This is a genomic window from Pseudomonas sp. SG-MS2, from assembly GCF_009933855.1.
Taxonomy (GTDB): Bacteria; Pseudomonadota; Gammaproteobacteria; order Pseudomonadales; family Pseudomonadaceae; genus Aquipseudomonas; species Aquipseudomonas putida_E.
The window spans coordinates 1-12,651 of sequence record NZ_MOMO01000063.1 but is presented as its reverse complement, the minus strand read 5'-3'; the positions used below and the strand labels follow the sequence as shown (position 1 = coordinate 12,651).

18 protein-coding genes and 1 riboswitch are annotated in these 12,651 nt (G+C 61.6%); of the genes, 8 read left to right on the top strand and 10 right to left on the bottom strand.

What is annotated here, in order from left to right; all coding sequences use genetic code 11:
* Positions 1-47 precede the first annotated feature (47 nt).
* Together BLX42_RS04765 and BLX42_RS04760 are read left to right on the top strand one after the other, a co-directional pair.
* A complete protein-coding gene (locus BLX42_RS04765; protein WP_046784542.1) occupies positions 48-1,043 on the top strand; it encodes a class I SAM-dependent methyltransferase in 996 nt (331 codons plus the stop codon).
* Positions 1,044-1,085: 42 nt separating this feature from the next.
* A riboswitch (yybP-ykoY riboswitch) is annotated at positions 1,086-1,205 on the top strand.
* Positions 1,206-1,296: 91 nt separating this feature from the next.
* Positions 1,297-1,878, top strand: a complete 582-nt coding sequence (locus BLX42_RS04760; protein WP_174141606.1) for a TMEM165/GDT1 family protein — start codon at positions 1,297-1,299, stop codon at positions 1,876-1,878.
* A gap of 65 nt (positions 1,879-1,943) precedes the next feature.
* Here the strand turns inward: BLX42_RS04760 and BLX42_RS04755 are convergent, their stop codons facing one another.
* From BLX42_RS04755 to BLX42_RS04740, 4 genes are all read right to left on the bottom strand, one after another.
* Positions 1,944-2,759 carry a M48 family metallopeptidase gene (locus BLX42_RS04755; RefSeq protein WP_012316235.1) on the bottom strand — a complete coding sequence of 272 codons (816 nt, stop codon included), beginning with the start codon at positions 2,757-2,759 and terminating at the stop codon, positions 1,944-1,946.
* A gap of 97 nt (positions 2,760-2,856) precedes the next feature.
* Positions 2,857-3,477: an SOS response-associated peptidase gene (locus BLX42_RS04750; protein WP_046784543.1), complete on the bottom strand. Its 621-nt coding sequence runs from the start codon at positions 3,475-3,477 to the stop codon at positions 2,857-2,859.
* A 15-nt stretch (positions 3,478-3,492) separates the two neighbouring features.
* Entirely contained in the window at positions 3,493-3,753 is a 261-nt protein-coding gene (locus BLX42_RS04745) for a putative signal transducing protein (RefSeq protein WP_115273872.1), read from the bottom strand.
* Positions 3,753-3,938: a CPXCG motif-containing cysteine-rich protein gene (locus BLX42_RS04740; protein WP_012316238.1), complete on the bottom strand. Its 186-nt coding sequence runs from the start codon at positions 3,936-3,938 to the stop codon at positions 3,753-3,755. Before BLX42_RS04740 ends, BLX42_RS04745 begins: the two co-directional genes overlap by 1 nt.
* A gap of 122 nt (positions 3,939-4,060) precedes the next feature.
* Here BLX42_RS04740 and BLX42_RS04735 point away from each other — a divergent pair, with 122 nt between their 5' ends.
* Complete coding sequence (locus BLX42_RS04735; protein ID WP_161871248.1) at positions 4,061-5,230, top strand: 1-acyl-sn-glycerol-3-phosphate acyltransferase; 1,170 nt, start codon at positions 4,061-4,063, stop codon at positions 5,228-5,230.
* 31 nt (positions 5,231-5,261) lie between these two features.
* On the opposite strand, the gene BLX42_RS04730 is transcribed toward BLX42_RS04735, so the two are convergent.
* A complete protein-coding gene (locus BLX42_RS04730; RefSeq protein WP_012316240.1) occupies positions 5,262-5,522 on the bottom strand; it encodes a hypothetical protein in 261 nt (86 codons plus the stop codon).
* A 160-nt stretch (positions 5,523-5,682) separates the two neighbouring features.
* Between BLX42_RS04730 and BLX42_RS04725 the strand changes: the two genes are divergently transcribed.
* Positions 5,683-5,889, top strand: a complete 207-nt coding sequence (locus BLX42_RS04725; RefSeq protein ID WP_046784546.1) for a hypothetical protein — start codon at positions 5,683-5,685, stop codon at positions 5,887-5,889.
* A 74-nt stretch (positions 5,890-5,963) separates the two neighbouring features.
* Here the strand turns inward: BLX42_RS04725 and BLX42_RS04720 are convergent, their stop codons facing one another.
* On the bottom strand, positions 5,964-6,548 hold the full coding sequence (locus BLX42_RS04720) for a YajG family lipoprotein (RefSeq protein ID WP_039603065.1): 585 nt from the start codon (positions 6,546-6,548) through the stop codon (positions 5,964-5,966).
* A 204-nt stretch (positions 6,549-6,752) separates the two neighbouring features.
* Between BLX42_RS04720 and BLX42_RS04715 the strand changes: the two genes are divergently transcribed.
* On the top strand, positions 6,753-6,986 hold the full coding sequence (locus BLX42_RS04715) for a hypothetical protein (RefSeq protein WP_161871247.1): 234 nt from the start codon (positions 6,753-6,755) through the stop codon (positions 6,984-6,986).
* Positions 6,987-7,590: 604 nt separating this feature from the next.
* Positions 7,591-9,096: a malate dehydrogenase (quinone) gene (gene mqo, locus BLX42_RS04710; protein ID WP_119687768.1), complete on the top strand. Its 1,506-nt coding sequence runs from the start codon at positions 7,591-7,593 to the stop codon at positions 9,094-9,096.
* Between the two features lie 110 nt (positions 9,097-9,206).
* Here the strand turns inward: mqo and BLX42_RS04705 are convergent, their stop codons facing one another.
* The 4 genes from BLX42_RS04705 to BLX42_RS04690 form a co-directional block, all read right to left on the bottom strand.
* Entirely contained in the window at positions 9,207-9,497 is a 291-nt protein-coding gene (locus tag BLX42_RS04705; RefSeq protein WP_119687769.1) for a PA4642 family protein, read from the bottom strand.
* Positions 9,498-9,564: 67 nt separating this feature from the next.
* Positions 9,565-10,035 carry a hypothetical protein gene (locus BLX42_RS04700; RefSeq protein WP_046784550.1) on the bottom strand — a complete coding sequence of 157 codons (471 nt, stop codon included), beginning with the start codon at positions 10,033-10,035 and terminating at the stop codon, positions 9,565-9,567.
* Between the two features lie 54 nt (positions 10,036-10,089).
* A complete protein-coding gene (locus BLX42_RS04695) occupies positions 10,090-10,563 on the bottom strand; it encodes a WbuC family cupin fold metalloprotein (protein ID WP_161871246.1) in 474 nt (157 codons plus the stop codon).
* Positions 10,564-10,565: 2 nt separating this feature from the next.
* Entirely contained in the window at positions 10,566-11,123 is a 558-nt protein-coding gene (locus BLX42_RS04690; RefSeq protein ID WP_012316248.1) for a hypoxanthine-guanine phosphoribosyltransferase, read from the bottom strand.
* Positions 11,124-11,283: 160 nt separating this feature from the next.
* On the opposite strand from BLX42_RS04690, the gene upp reads away from it, so the two are divergent.
* Together upp and BLX42_RS04680 are read left to right on the top strand one after the other, a co-directional pair.
* A complete protein-coding gene (gene upp, locus BLX42_RS04685) occupies positions 11,284-11,922 on the top strand; it encodes a uracil phosphoribosyltransferase (RefSeq protein WP_011532223.1) in 639 nt (212 codons plus the stop codon).
* A gap of 2 nt (positions 11,923-11,924) precedes the next feature.
* Positions 11,925-12,651 (top strand): uracil-xanthine permease family protein (locus BLX42_RS04680; protein WP_306092917.1); only part of this gene is annotated, 727 nt, incomplete at its 3' end.

Sequence of the window (12,651 nt, the reverse complement as noted above, 5' to 3'; positions counted from 1 at the left end):
GGGCAGGCTCTGCTACACTGCGCCACTTTTTTCAGGAGGCGTCGTCCATGGACCCGCGCAGTGAAGTTTTGCTCCGCCAGGCGGACCTGTTCCAGGGTCCACTGCTGATTGCCGGCGCCCCCGCCGATGACCTGCTCGGCCAGTTGCCAAAGGCCAATGCCTGGACCTGGCACGCGGGTGATCAGGCCATGCTCGACGCTCGCTTTGCCGGGCGTAGCCATTACGGCGTGGACGTGCCGCCGGTCGCCTTCGAGGCGGCCGTACTGTTCCTGCCCAAGTCGCGCGAACTGGCGGCCTACCTGCTAAACGCACTGGCGTCACGCCTGGGCGGCGGCGAACTCTACCTGGTGGGCGAAAAGCGCGGCGGCATCGAAGGCGCGGCCAAGCATTTGCAGGCCTTGGGCAAGCCACGCAAGCTCGACAGTGCCCGGCATTGCCAGCTGTGGCAGGTCACCGTGGACAACGCGCCCGAAGCCAAGCCACTGGAAAGCCTGGCCGAACGCTTCGCGCTTGAACTGGAAGATGGCCCGCTGCAGGTGGTCAGCCTGCCTGGCGTGTTCAGCCACGGCCGCCTGGACCGCGGCACAGCGTTGCTGCTCAAGCACCTGGATAACCTGCCAGTGGGCCATGTATTGGACTTTGGCTGCGGTGCCGGTGTACTCGGCGCCACAGTCAAACGCCGTTACCCACAGAGCCGGGTCACGATGCTGGACGTAGACGCCTTCGCCGTGGCGGCCAGCCGCCTGACGCTGGCGGCCAATCAGCTGGAAGGTGAAGTCATCAGTGGCGACGGTATCGATGCTGCACCCGGCGACCTGAGCCTGATCCTGAGTAACCCGCCGTTCCATACCGGTGTGCACACCAACTACCAGGCATCGGAAAACCTGCTGAAAAAATCAGGCCAACATCTGCGAAAAGGCGGCGAAATGCGCTTGGTCGCCAACAGCTTCCTGCGTTACCAGCCACTGATCGAAAGCGCTCTGGGCAACTGCCGGACCTGTGCCGAGGCAGACGGTTTTCGCATCTATCAGGCAACACGCTGATAAAAACAGGGCTTGCCCAAAGCGTTTCGGCTAGGCAGAATCCGCACCGTCCTAGGGGAGTAGTCTCCCGCAAGCACCCTGCTTGCCCGGCACGCGTCAACACACTTGGCCCACAGGCCATGGCGCGTGCGACCCACGATCTGCGCAGACAGGTCCAGGGTTTGACAAGACCTATGACACGCACACCTTACCCGGGGCGGGGAGGCTGTACGTGTCATAGCCGTGTCGACCCGCCCCCACAGGAACCCTGATGCTGGAATCTCTCCTCGTACCCACCGCGATCGTCGCGCTTGCCGAAATCGGCGACAAGACGCAATTGCTCGCGCTCATTCTGGCTGCTCGCTTCCGCAAGCCCTGGCCGATCATCGCCGGCATCATCGCCGCCACCCTGGCCAACCATGCCGCCGCAGGTGCCGTGGGCGCCTGGGTCAGCGGGTTCTTCAGCGAGTCGACGCTGCACTGGATTCTCGCCGCGAGCTTTACCGCCACGGCCCTGTGGACCCTGGTGCCGGACAAGATGGATGATGATGAAAACCCTGCGCGTCGCTTCGGCCCGTTCCTGACCACGCTGATCGCGTTCTTCCTGGCCGAGATCGGTGACAAGACCCAAGTGGCCACGGTGATGCTGGCAGCCCAGTACCCGCACCTGATCATGGTCATCATCGGTACCACGCTGGGCATGCTGATTGCGAACGTGCCAGTAGTCCTGGCGGGCAATTTCGCCGCAGAAAAGCTGCCGCTGACGCTGATTCGCCGCCTGGCCGCGACGGCCTTCATCGTACTGGCGATCGTCGCCGTCTACTCGGCAATGAAAACCAGTGGGTGGGTGGGGTAAAGCTGCAAGCTGCAAGAAAGAGCAGATGTACGCGTACTGCTCTTGCTCGTAGCTTGTAGCTGCTCTTACTTCTTGGCGGCCTGATACAGCGGCATGACCTTGGGAATTGCCGCCTGCAACGAGGCGATCCGGCTGTCAGAGGCCGGGTGAGTGCTCATGAACTCAGGTGGCGCGCCCTCGGACGCCTTGCTCATCTTGTTCCACAAGGTGATCGCGGCGTTCGGGTCGTAGCCGGCACGCGCCGACAGTTCCAGGCCGATCAGGTCGGCTTCGTTCTCGTTGGCGCGGCTGTTGGGCAAGGTCATGGCGTAGTTCACCACCTGGTCTGCCAGCGCAATGCTGTTCTGGCCAAGGCCAAACAGCGCACCTGCGCCCTGGCGGGCCATTTCCACACCGTAAGCCTTGGACATCGCTTCGCGACTGTGTTCACGCAGCGCGTGGGCGATCTCATGCCCCACCACTGCCGCAATCTCGGCATCGGTAAGCTTGAGCTGGTCGATCAGGCCGGTGTAGACGATGATCTTGCCGCCAGGGCCGCAGTTGGCGTTGAGCTCATCGCTCTTGATCACATTGACCTCCCACTGCCACTGGGCGGCATCCGGGCGGAATTTCGGCGCCTGGGCGATCAGCCGGTCGGCAATCACCTGCACGCGCCTGGCATCGGCGCTGGACTTGTCCAGCACGCCCTTGTTCGACGCCTCGCCAAGGGTCTGCTGGTACGACTGGGCGTACATCTGGTTGACCTCATCGGTCGAGAGCATGCTGAACATGTACTGCTTGCGCTCGACGCCGACAGCACCGCCGCTGGTGGTATTGACCGCCTGGCAGCCAGCCAGCAGGATGCCAGCGCTCAAGAGGCTGACGACAAAAGACTTACGCATGAAAACACTCCCTTTTTACATGCGGGATATCCTAGGCCGAGTCGCCCATGGGCTACCAGAGCCGCAGGGAAGATTTTCTTCGCCAGTACCGGCCTCATCAGGCCGGCGTCAGGCACTCGGGCGCATCCAGCTTCGGGTCATTGACGAAATTCGCCAGCGCCCGCTCACGTAGCGTGGCCGGTGGGCTGGCGAGCAGCTCATGCAGACGCGGCAGCGGTGTGTCAGGGTCCAGCCATGCGGCCTGCCCCGCCTCATCGAGAATCAACGGCCGGCGTTGGTTCATCGCCGCCTGGGTCACCACCGCACAGCTCAGCCACACCTGGTCCTGGACCGGGTAGGCTTCCCATATGGCCGCGAAATACAACGACGAACCCTCCCCCGGCGTCAACCAGTAAGGCCGTTTGCGGACCGTGCCACGCCATTCGTAAAAACCGTTGGCTGGCATCAGGCAGCGCCGCAGACGTAACGCTTCGCGGAACATCGGTTGCTCGGCCAAGGTTTCGGCCCGGGCATGCGCGGGGGTGCGTGAGAGGTCAGTGAGCCAGGCCGGGGTCAGGCCCCAGCGCGCCTTGGCCAACTGCATCTGGCCGTCGACCTGGCGCTGGATCAGCACCGAAGCGCCGGGCGAGATATTCCATTGCGCCGGCTGGCCGGCAGGAAAGCCTGGCAGGCTTGCCAGCACCTGGGGCCAGCGAAACAGGGCATAGCGTCCACACATGGGCGATTTCAGAACCTAGCAGATCAAGGTACCGGGATAGCTCTCCGGTTCGTCGCCGACAAGCGGCTGGGCGCCATTGTACGCATCGATCAGCTGCCGTGCGTAACCTGCCTGCTCATCGGCCACGGCGAGCCCGAGCAAGCCTTGCATCGGCAACTCGCCAACACCGCCCATCAGGTCACGGCCGATCAGGTGCACCTCGATACCCTCGCTGGCCAGCATGCCAGCGAGCATTTCTGCCTCCAGCAAGGTTTCCGGTTCGTAGATCCGCCGCATCAGGCATCGTCCTCGCGTCTGACTTCGAGCATCCATTCGTCGCCGTGCACCTGCAGGATGAACACCACCGGCTGACAACATACCTGGCAGTCTTCGGTATACATCTGGTCGCCACCGGAGATGTCCACGGTGGTTTCCACGCGCTCGCCGCAATAAGGGCAATCGTAGAAGTCGGTTTCCAGCATCGCGGCCTCCGCAGTGACTTATGCGTATAATTGCCGGTCTGTTTACAGGGCCTGCGTGTGTCCGAGCCGTTTTTCGGGCCCCACCCCTACTTTATTACCCTAGCCGTTTCCAACAAGAGAGCATGATGGGCGAATTCGATGCCATCCGACCGTACGACGATGCTGAGGTCCCTGCCGTGCTGGCACGCCTGCTCAGCGACCCGGCATTCCTCGATATCCTCACCCACTTCCGCTTCCCGCGCGCAGCCGGGGCACTCGGCTGGTTGCTCAAGCCGCTGATCGCCCGCCGCCTGCGCAAGGAGTTCGCCGGGGTTACCTGCGTGTCCACATTGCAGGACAAGGTCGAATACTACGTCGACCACACCATCGAGCGCGCTACCGACGGGGTCACGTACACAGGCGTCGAGCAACTCAAATCCGGTACCGCCTATCTGTTCCTGGCCAACCACCGTGACATCGTCATGGACCCGGCCTTCGTCAACTACGCGGTGTACCACGCAGGCCTGCCGACGCCACGCATCGCCATTGGCGACAACCTGCTGCAAAAGCCGTTCGTCAGCGACATGATGCGCCTGAACAAGAGCTTCATCGTCCACCGCTCGCTCACTGGCCGGCGCGAGAAGCTCGCGGCCTACCAACTGCTCTCGGCCTACATCAACCATTCGATCCGCAACGACGGCGCTTCGATCTGGATCGCCCAGGCCGAAGGCCGTGCCAAAGATGGCGATGACCGCACCGACTCGGCCATCCTCAAGATGTTCCACATGAGCCGCAAGGATGAGCCTTTCGGTGCGGTGATACAGGGCCTTAACCTTACTCCGGTGTCGATCAGCTACGAGTACGACCCCTGCGACCAGGCCAAGGCGCGCGAACTGTATATCCGTGCGACTACCGGCACCTATCAGAAGGCGCCAGGTGAAGACGACAACAGCATCGCCAAAGGCATCACCGGCTACAAGGGCCGGGTACACATCAACTTCGCCCCGCCGGTAACCGCGTTCTACGAGGACACCAAGCAGCTGGCGCAGGAGATCGACCGGCAAATTCTGGGTGGCTACCGACTGTTCCCGGTGCACTACCTGGCCTACGCAATGTGGGGCGAAAAGGATGAGGCACTACAGGTGCCGAGCGCCGAGAAGCTGTTCCCGGCCGAGGAGCTGGCAAAAGCCAAGGAAGAATGGCAACGCCGCCTGGACGCCTGCCCGCAGGAGCAGCGGCCATACCTGGTGTTGCAATACGCCACGCCGGTGCGCAACCAGTATCAGGTCAGGCAACAGGCGCCGGTTGCCTGACCACAGGGGCCGCTTGGCGGCCCCGCATGTTTCAGATCCAGGTACTGAACCAGGACAGCAGCAAGGCCATCGCCAGGCAGGAAAAGCCCAGAATGTAGTAATAGCGCGGCACCCGCTGGTCGAATGCATCCACCAGCCCGTCATCCACTGCCAGGCTTTCGCGGGTGATGGCCTGGCGACGCCGTGCACTGTGCAGCAGCAACCCGCCCGGGCAGGTCATCAACAATGCCAGCAGATTGATCAGCTTGGTCGGATGGGCGGCCAGAACCCCCCAAAGCACTTGCAAGGACATCACGCAACCTCGGTCAGAACGTCAGCGAAGGCCGGCATTCTACCGAAGACCGGCCCTGGCGCCCGGACTTGGCGACAAAGTGTCACTAAATTTCATCTGTCACACGCTCGTCATCAAGGCAGGCCACCCTGTCGGCCTTTTCCCGAACCGGAGCGAGTACATGCTGCACGCCGAAAACCAGGACCGCCTCTATCTCATTGCCCAGAGTGATGAACAGCAGGCGTTGATCGATGGTTTTGCCATCAATGTCCAGGACCGCCAGTGGCTGGTGTATTGCGCCCTGGGCGGGCATGCGCATGAGCATTTGCCAGAGGTGGACCTGCTGACGGGCGTGAGCGTGCTGGATTTTCATATCCAAGCAGCCTGAGGCCTTCGAAAAACCAAAAAAAACCCGCTGCCAGGCACGCAGGCAGCGGGTTTGTTCTCGGTACAGCGAAAAGCTTATTCGCCCAGCACCTGGCCGATGGTCGGGTCTTTGAACAGGCGGGTCAACGCATCGCTCAACACATCCCCCACCAGCTTGGTGTTGGTTTCCTGGTTGGGCGCCATGCCGAAGCGCTGGTCCAACGAGGCGCCGTAACGGCCGCTGTAACGGCGGTTGGCGTTCGACACATCAGCACGGAAGGTGGCGCCGATGGTGGCCTCGGTCACGTACAGGTTTTCCTTGGGCGACTGGTACTTCAATTCGGCCAGGGTCACGGTCAGTTGCGGCGCGTTGGAGGCGTTGGCCGAAGGGGTGAAGCCCAACAGGCGTACGGCCGCCTCGGCCTGAGCCTGCAGCTTGGGCACGATGTCATTGCCATTGACGCTGATGGTGCTGGTCTCGGGGTACATGCCACCACGAGTGCCCAGGGACTGCGAAGCCCGGCCGTCCACCACCTTGACCACCACCGGCTGGCCGTGGCCGACCGGGGCGAGCTGGGCGTTGAGCTTGGGTTGCGGGCTGAGTTGTTGCGGGCTGTGGGCACAACCGACCAGGCTCAGGCTGGCCACGGCAAGCAAACCGAACAACAGACGTTGCAACATGCGTGTTTCTCCAGAAAAAGCGGCAAAGGCCCACAGTATACCTAGCGGCACGCTACAAGCGGCAAGCTACAAGTAAAAGCAGACCGCACGGGGCGCAGGCGTCTTCTTGAGGCTTGCCGGTTGAAGCCAGGCCCTTCTGTCACACGCGGTTCATGGTCCTGCTGTTATCTTCGCTGCAAGCCCTAACACACAGGACTCGACACCATGGCCTCGCTCTGGACCCTGCTCTTCCAACGCCCGCGCCACAATACCTATGCACGCCTCGATGGCGACGGCAACTGCCTGGGATTCAAGCAATGCAGCCAGCCACCAGGCAGCAACGGTTGGGTGCAGGTCAAAGAAATCCAGCTTGCCTGGCTGGGCCGCCCGCTGCCCGCCAACGCCCGGGTTTGCGCCCATGCAAGCGGCCATTGGCAGCGGCGCATCCTGCCCGCCTGACAAACGCTGCAATAAAAAGCACGAATAACGACCTTTCTGCCCGCGACATCGTTATAATCTCCCCCCGATTATAAGGACGTCTCCTGATCGGGCCCCGCATTTGCCGTTTGACCCCGGCACCTTCACCGCTTCGCCCACAGAGAGCCTTCCACTCAGGTCTTGCATCGGCTGTCGTGCCTGCTTTTCCGGCCCTTCGCACTGCATGAACCTGCGGGTTGCCATCGCGCAGTCCCCTTTTGAGGTTCACGTCTCCAAAAGAGCGTGAAAAAAACGGTTTTCACAACTTCACGAGAGTGTGGCGAGCAAATGAACAGTCTGGCATGTGCAATAGCGACAGATGTGTCCCGAACAGCCCTGAACAGGCGGCTGATACGCTCATTTCACATGGGTGTCTGAAACCGCTCCATAACGCACGCACGACACCTTGACCATAAGTCGAATTGCCGCACCTGTGGCAAACGGCGTTCAATAGACGAACCCGAAGACTGATTTGGCGGTGTCCGCGGAAGTTGCAAGAACTGCGAAGAGTCGGACATGGCGATCCTGGCACACCTGGGGTCCTATGCTGTCAATTAGGTAGCTGTAGATTGTGGAGACGCGTTAAATGGCGCAGAACGAATCGGTTGATGTAGTACTGGTAGGCGCGGGCATCATGAGTGCCACCCTGGCCGTACTGCTCAAGGAGCTCGACCCGACCCTGAAGCTTGAGGTCGTCGAGGCGATGGACTCCGGGGCCGCGGAAAGCTCCAACCCCTGGAACAACGCAGGCACCGGCCATGCCGGCCTGTGCGAGCTGAACTACACGCCCCAGGCCGCCGATGGCAGCATCGACATCAAGAAGGCCGTGCACATCAATGCCCAGTTCGAGGTCTCGCGCCAGTTCTGGGCTTACCTGAGCAAAAAAGGCAATTTCGGCCCGGCCCGTGCCTTCATCAACCCTGTCCCGCACCTGAGCTACGTCGAAGGTGACAAGGGCGTTTCCTTCCTCAAGAAGCGTTTCGAGCTGCTCAAGCAGCACCATGCCTTCGCCGAGATGGAATACACCGAAGACAAGGCGGTGATGAATGAATGGATGCCGCTGATGATGCCCGGCCGCCCGGCCGACCAGCACATCGCCGCCACCCGCGTGACCAAAGGTACCGACGTCAACTTCGGCGCACTGACCAACAAGCTGCTCAAGCTGCTGGGCGACTCGCAGAATGCGCAGGTCAAGTACAGCAAGAAGGTCGTCGGCCTGCGCCGTAACGGCGCTGGCTGGACCGTCAGCATCAAGGACGTCAACAGCGGCGGCAGCCGTGAAGTGGACGCCCGCTTCGTGTTCCTCGGCGCCGGCGGCGCGGCACTGCCGCTGCTGCAACTGTCCGGCATCCCGGAGAGCAAAGGCTTCGGCGGCTTCCCGGTAAGCGGCCAGTGGCTGCGTTGCGACAACCCGGAAATCGTCAAGCAGCACCAGGCCAAGGTCTACAGCCAGGCCGCCGTTGGCGCGCCGCCAATGTCGGTGCCGCACCTGGACACCCGCGTGGTGGACGGCAAGACATCGCTGCTGTTCGGCCCGTACGCAGGCTTTACCACCAAGTTCCTCAAGCACGGCTCGGTGATGGACCTGCCACTGTCGGTGCGCATGGGCAACATCGGCCCGATGCTGGCCGTGGCCCGCGACAACATGGACCTGACCAAGTACCTGGTCAGCGAAGTGATGCAGTCGATGGAACAGCGCCTCGAGTCGCTGCGCCGCTTCTATCCGCAGGCCAAGGCTGAAGACTGGCGCCTGGAAGTGGCTGGCCAGCGCGTGCAGATCATCAAGAAGGACCCGAAAAAAGGCGGCATCCTGCAGTTCGGTACTGAGTTGGTGTCGGCACAGGACGGCAGTATCGCGGCACTGCTCGGCGCATCCCCTGGTGCTTCGGTGACCGTGTCGATCATGCTTGAACTGATCGAGCGCTGCTTCCCCGAGCAGGCCAAGGGCGCCTGGGCTGCCAAGCTCAAGGAAATCTTCCCGGCTCGCGAGAAGACCCTGGCCACCGATGCAGCCCTGTACCACAAGATCAGTGCCGACAACGATGAGGCGCTGGACCTGGTAGAGAACAGCCCGGCCAAGCACTACGCCTAACGCCCCTCGGGGTAATGCCAGTCAGGTAGGCGATCCAGGGCCGCTTTGCGGCCCTGATAACGCTAACTGACTGGCAATGCCCCTAGGGCGTTTTTTCTGGCGGGGATCTATCAGGCGCGGGCTTTTTCGATGATCTCGATGTATTCAGCCGCATTGCGCTGGTCGGCGATCACTTCGACGAAGGTCTTGCCCTGTTCGTCTTTGCCGTCCAGGTCCAGCCCGGCTTCGACGAAGAACCCTACGAAGCGCTCGAAATCGTCGACACGCAGGCCGCGGTAAGCCTTGATCAGCTTGTGCTGAGAAGGCGAAGTCACACCATCTGCAGGCTCAAACTGGAGAAACGACTTTATGTAGTCGTCGCTGATTTCGTCACCAATCACCTGCTTCTTGTCTTTGCGCATTGCCGGCTCCAACTGGACCATCACGAATTTCGAAGGCCGGCAGTTTACCCCCCACACGCGGCACGCCTCAACGCGTACGTACGGTACCTGTGTGCAAGTCGGCCCAGACATGGCCGTTGGAGTAGGTCAGAAACTGCACATACAGCGTCTCGTTGCGCAGCAGGTCCATGATCACGCGGTAGTCGCTGACCGGGTAGTTCAGGCTCAACGTGCGGGTCTTGTCGTCATACACAGGCTTTTTCAGGCTCTTGCCCGCCTCGCCATCGAAGGTGAGCAACACCTGGCTGATCGTCGCACCTTTACTCAACGGCTTGCCTTTGAGGCGCATCTGCAAGGAGGCGGTGATCGGAATTGGCTGTTGATCAGATGGGCGCTGCGCCCCAACCACTACCGAGTAGTCGGTTACCTGCAACAGTTGCTGGCCTGTCGGCGCTTCCTGGCGCAGGGCCTGGTCATCGGGCGGGAGAAACTGGCTGTGCAGCGGTGCGGCGGCAAGAGGCAGGCTGACTGCCAGCAACAGGGGAACGATCGCTCGCATGTAAGGCTCCTTGGCATGAAGGAGCACTCTAGCATGCTGCACAACGGGGGGCTGTCAATCGAACTGCGCGAGCATCCAGGCATGATACCGGGCAACACCCTCTTCGCCTTCACGCGGCGCCCAAGGGGCATGCTCGCCGTCGGCCAACTGCCGGTACGGGCCGGCCTTGCATTCGAACAGAATGCTGTCTGCCTCGAGCACCACCAGGGAATGGAAGAGGCCCGGGCGCAGGTCCACGCCAAGGCACTCGCCACCGGCTTCAAGGACGCGCTTGTCGATCACTGCGCCCTGCTCATCGAACATAAGCAGCCCCAAGCGGCCTTTGAGCGCCAACAAAGTCTCGGCCTTGTCCTCGCTCAGGTGCCGGTGAGGCGCAATATAGGTGGACGGCTGCAAGCCCACTACCAAGCGGTGACAGGGGTCTTGCATCTCATGGAAAGTGTGATGGTAGCGACCACGCGGTGCGTCGGCGGCTTTCTGCGCCAGCCCGGCAAACAACGCTTGGTCGATGAAAGCAGGCTGGCTCATGATCAAAGTCCCTTGACGGCGAAGATGCCGTTCGCGTTACGCCAGTAACCCTTATAGTCCATGCCGTAACCAAAGATATAGCGATCGATGCAAGGCAGGCCGACGTAACTGGCCTTGAGGTCCGGGCTGGCCTTGCGGTCATGGTCTTTGTCGATCAGCACCGCAGTGTGCACCGAGCGGGCCCCGGCATGTTTGCAGAATTCGATGATGGCGCTGAGGGTGTGACCCTCGTCGAGGATATCGTCGACGATCAGCACGTCACGGTCGATGAACGACACTTCAGGCTTGGCCTTCCAGAACAGTTCACCGCCACTTGTCTGGTTGCGGTAGCGCGTGGCATGCAGGTACGAGGCCTCCAGCGGGAACTGCAGGTGGGTCAGCAGCTTGCCAGCGAAGATCAGGCCGCCGTTCATCACACAGAACACCACCGGGTTCTTGTCGTGCAGGTCCTTGCAGATCTGCTCGCCAACCTTGGCAATGGCCGCTTCGACCTCGGCTTCGTTGTAAAGGCAGTCTGCCTCGCGCATGACTTGACGGATGTGCTCGAGATCAGCGGACATTGCGCTCTCCAGGGGGGATTTTGGAAAAGCGGGCAAAGGTACGCATCCGCTCGTCACAGATCAAGCATTTATGGACTAACGTGCAAAAGGACTGCACGACAGCAAAGGCTGAATAGATTAATCTAGCGCGGTTTTTTTGCCCGCCTTTCGGAGCCCCCCTATGCCCACTCGTGAGATCCGCCACCCGCTGATCCGCCACAAGCTCGGCCTCATGCGCCGTGCCGACATCAGCACCAAGAACTTTCGCGAACTCGCCCAGGAAGTCGGCGCGCTACTGACCTACGAAGCCACCCAGGACCTGCCACTGGAAACCTACGAGATCGATGGCTGGTGTGGCAAGGTGCAAGTTGAAAAAATCGCTGGCAAGAAGATCACCGTGGTACCGATCCTGCGCGCCGGCATCGGCATGCTTGACGGCGTGCTCAGCCTGATCCCGGGCGCGAAGGTCAGTGCCGTGGGTGTCGCACGCAACGAGGAGACCCTCGAAGCACACACCTACCTGGAAAAGCTCGCCCCGGACATCAACCAGCGCCTGGCGCTGATCATCGACCCGATGCTTGCCACCGGCGGCTCGATGGTCGCCACCATCGACCTGCTGAAGAAGGCAGGCTGCAAGGAAATCCGCGCCATGGTGCTGGTTGCAGCGCCTGAAGGCATCGAAGTGGTGGAGAAAGCCCACCCGGACGTCCAGATCTACACCGCCTCGATCGACCAGCGCCTCAACGAACACGGCTATATCGTTCCGGGCCTGGGCGACGCCGGTGACAAGATCTTCGGCACCAAGCAGAAGGACGCCTGACCATGCAGGACGGCTTCAACGACCCGCTATGGCGCCAGGTCGTTTCGGGCGCGCAGATGCTCTTCGTGGCATTTGGCGCGCTGGTGCTGATGCCGCTGATCACCGGCCTGGACCCTAACGTCGCGCTGTTCACCGCGGGTATCGGCACCCTGCTGTTCCAGCTGGTCACCGGCCGTCAGGTCCCGGTATTCCTGGCCTCGAGCTTTGCCTTCATTACTCCGATCATCCTCGCCAAAGGCCAGTTCGGCCTGGCCGAGACCATGGGCGGCGTGATGGCCGCAGGCTTCGTGTACACCTTCATGGGCCTGATGGTGAAGATCAAGGGCACCGGCTTCATCGACCGCATGCTGCCGCCCGTGGTGATCGGCCCGGTGATCATCTCCATCGGCCTGGCCATGGCACCGATCGCGGCCAACATGGCAATGGGCAAGGGCGGTGACGGCGCGGTACTTATGCCGTACAAGACCGCCATGCTGATTTCCATGCCGGCGTTGCTCACCACCCTGATCGTCGCGGTATTTGGCAAAGGCATCTTCCGCCTGGTGCCGATCATTTCCGGGGTGCTGGTAGGGTTTGCCCTGGCGTTCGCCTTTGGCGTGGTCGATACCGCTAAGATTGCCGCCGCGCCTTGGCTTGAGATCCCTAATTTCACCGCACCAGCGTTCAACTGGCAGGCCATCCTGTTCATCGTACCGGTCGCCCTGGCCCCGGCGATCGAACATATCGGCG

What these genes read in the sequence shown, in the direction of transcription:
- mqo (WP_119687768.1), top strand. Translation starts at nt 7,591, where the DNA reads ATGGCGCAGAACGAATCGGTTGATGTAGTACTGGTAGGCGCGGGCATC.
- BLX42_RS04715 (WP_161871247.1), top strand. Translation starts at nt 6,753, where the DNA reads ATGGCCTCGCTCTGGACCCTGCTCTTCCAACGCCCGCGCCACAATACC.
- BLX42_RS04720 (WP_039603065.1), bottom strand. Translation starts at nt 6,548, where the DNA reads ATGTTGCAACGTCTGTTGTTCGGTTTGCTTGCCGTGGCCAGCCTGAGC.
- BLX42_RS04730 (WP_012316240.1), bottom strand. Translation starts at nt 5,522, where the DNA reads ATGTCCTTGCAAGTGCTTTGGGGGGTTCTGGCCGCCCATCCGACCAAG.
- BLX42_RS04740 (WP_012316238.1), bottom strand. Translation starts at nt 3,938, where the DNA reads ATGCTGGAAACCGACTTCTACGATTGCCCTTATTGCGGCGAGCGCGTG.
- BLX42_RS04690 (WP_012316248.1), bottom strand. Translation starts at nt 11,123, where the DNA reads ATGTCCGCTGATCTCGAGCACATCCGTCAAGTCATGCGCGAGGCAGAC.
- BLX42_RS04735 (WP_161871248.1), top strand. Translation starts at nt 4,061, where the DNA reads ATGATGGGCGAATTCGATGCCATCCGACCGTACGACGATGCTGAGGTC.
- BLX42_RS04750 (WP_046784543.1), bottom strand. Translation starts at nt 3,477, where the DNA reads ATGTGTGGACGCTATGCCCTGTTTCGCTGGCCCCAGGTGCTGGCAAGC.
- BLX42_RS04705 (WP_119687769.1), bottom strand. Translation starts at nt 9,497, where the DNA reads ATGCGCAAAGACAAGAAGCAGGTGATTGGTGACGAAATCAGCGACGAC.
- BLX42_RS04745 (WP_115273872.1), bottom strand. Translation starts at nt 3,753, where the DNA reads ATGCGGCGGATCTACGAACCGGAAACCTTGCTGGAGGCAGAAATGCTC.
- BLX42_RS04700 (WP_046784550.1), bottom strand. Translation starts at nt 10,035, where the DNA reads ATGCGAGCGATCGTTCCCCTGTTGCTGGCAGTCAGCCTGCCTCTTGCC.
- BLX42_RS04755 (WP_012316235.1), bottom strand. Translation starts at nt 2,759, where the DNA reads ATGCGTAAGTCTTTTGTCGTCAGCCTCTTGAGCGCTGGCATCCTGCTG.
- BLX42_RS04765 (WP_046784542.1), top strand. Translation starts at nt 48, where the DNA reads ATGGACCCGCGCAGTGAAGTTTTGCTCCGCCAGGCGGACCTGTTCCAG.
- upp (WP_011532223.1), top strand. Translation starts at nt 11,284, where the DNA reads ATGCCCACTCGTGAGATCCGCCACCCGCTGATCCGCCACAAGCTCGGC.
- BLX42_RS04695 (WP_161871246.1), bottom strand. Translation starts at nt 10,563, where the DNA reads ATGAGCCAGCCTGCTTTCATCGACCAAGCGTTGTTTGCCGGGCTGGCG.
- BLX42_RS04725 (WP_046784546.1), top strand. Translation starts at nt 5,683, where the DNA reads ATGCTGCACGCCGAAAACCAGGACCGCCTCTATCTCATTGCCCAGAGT.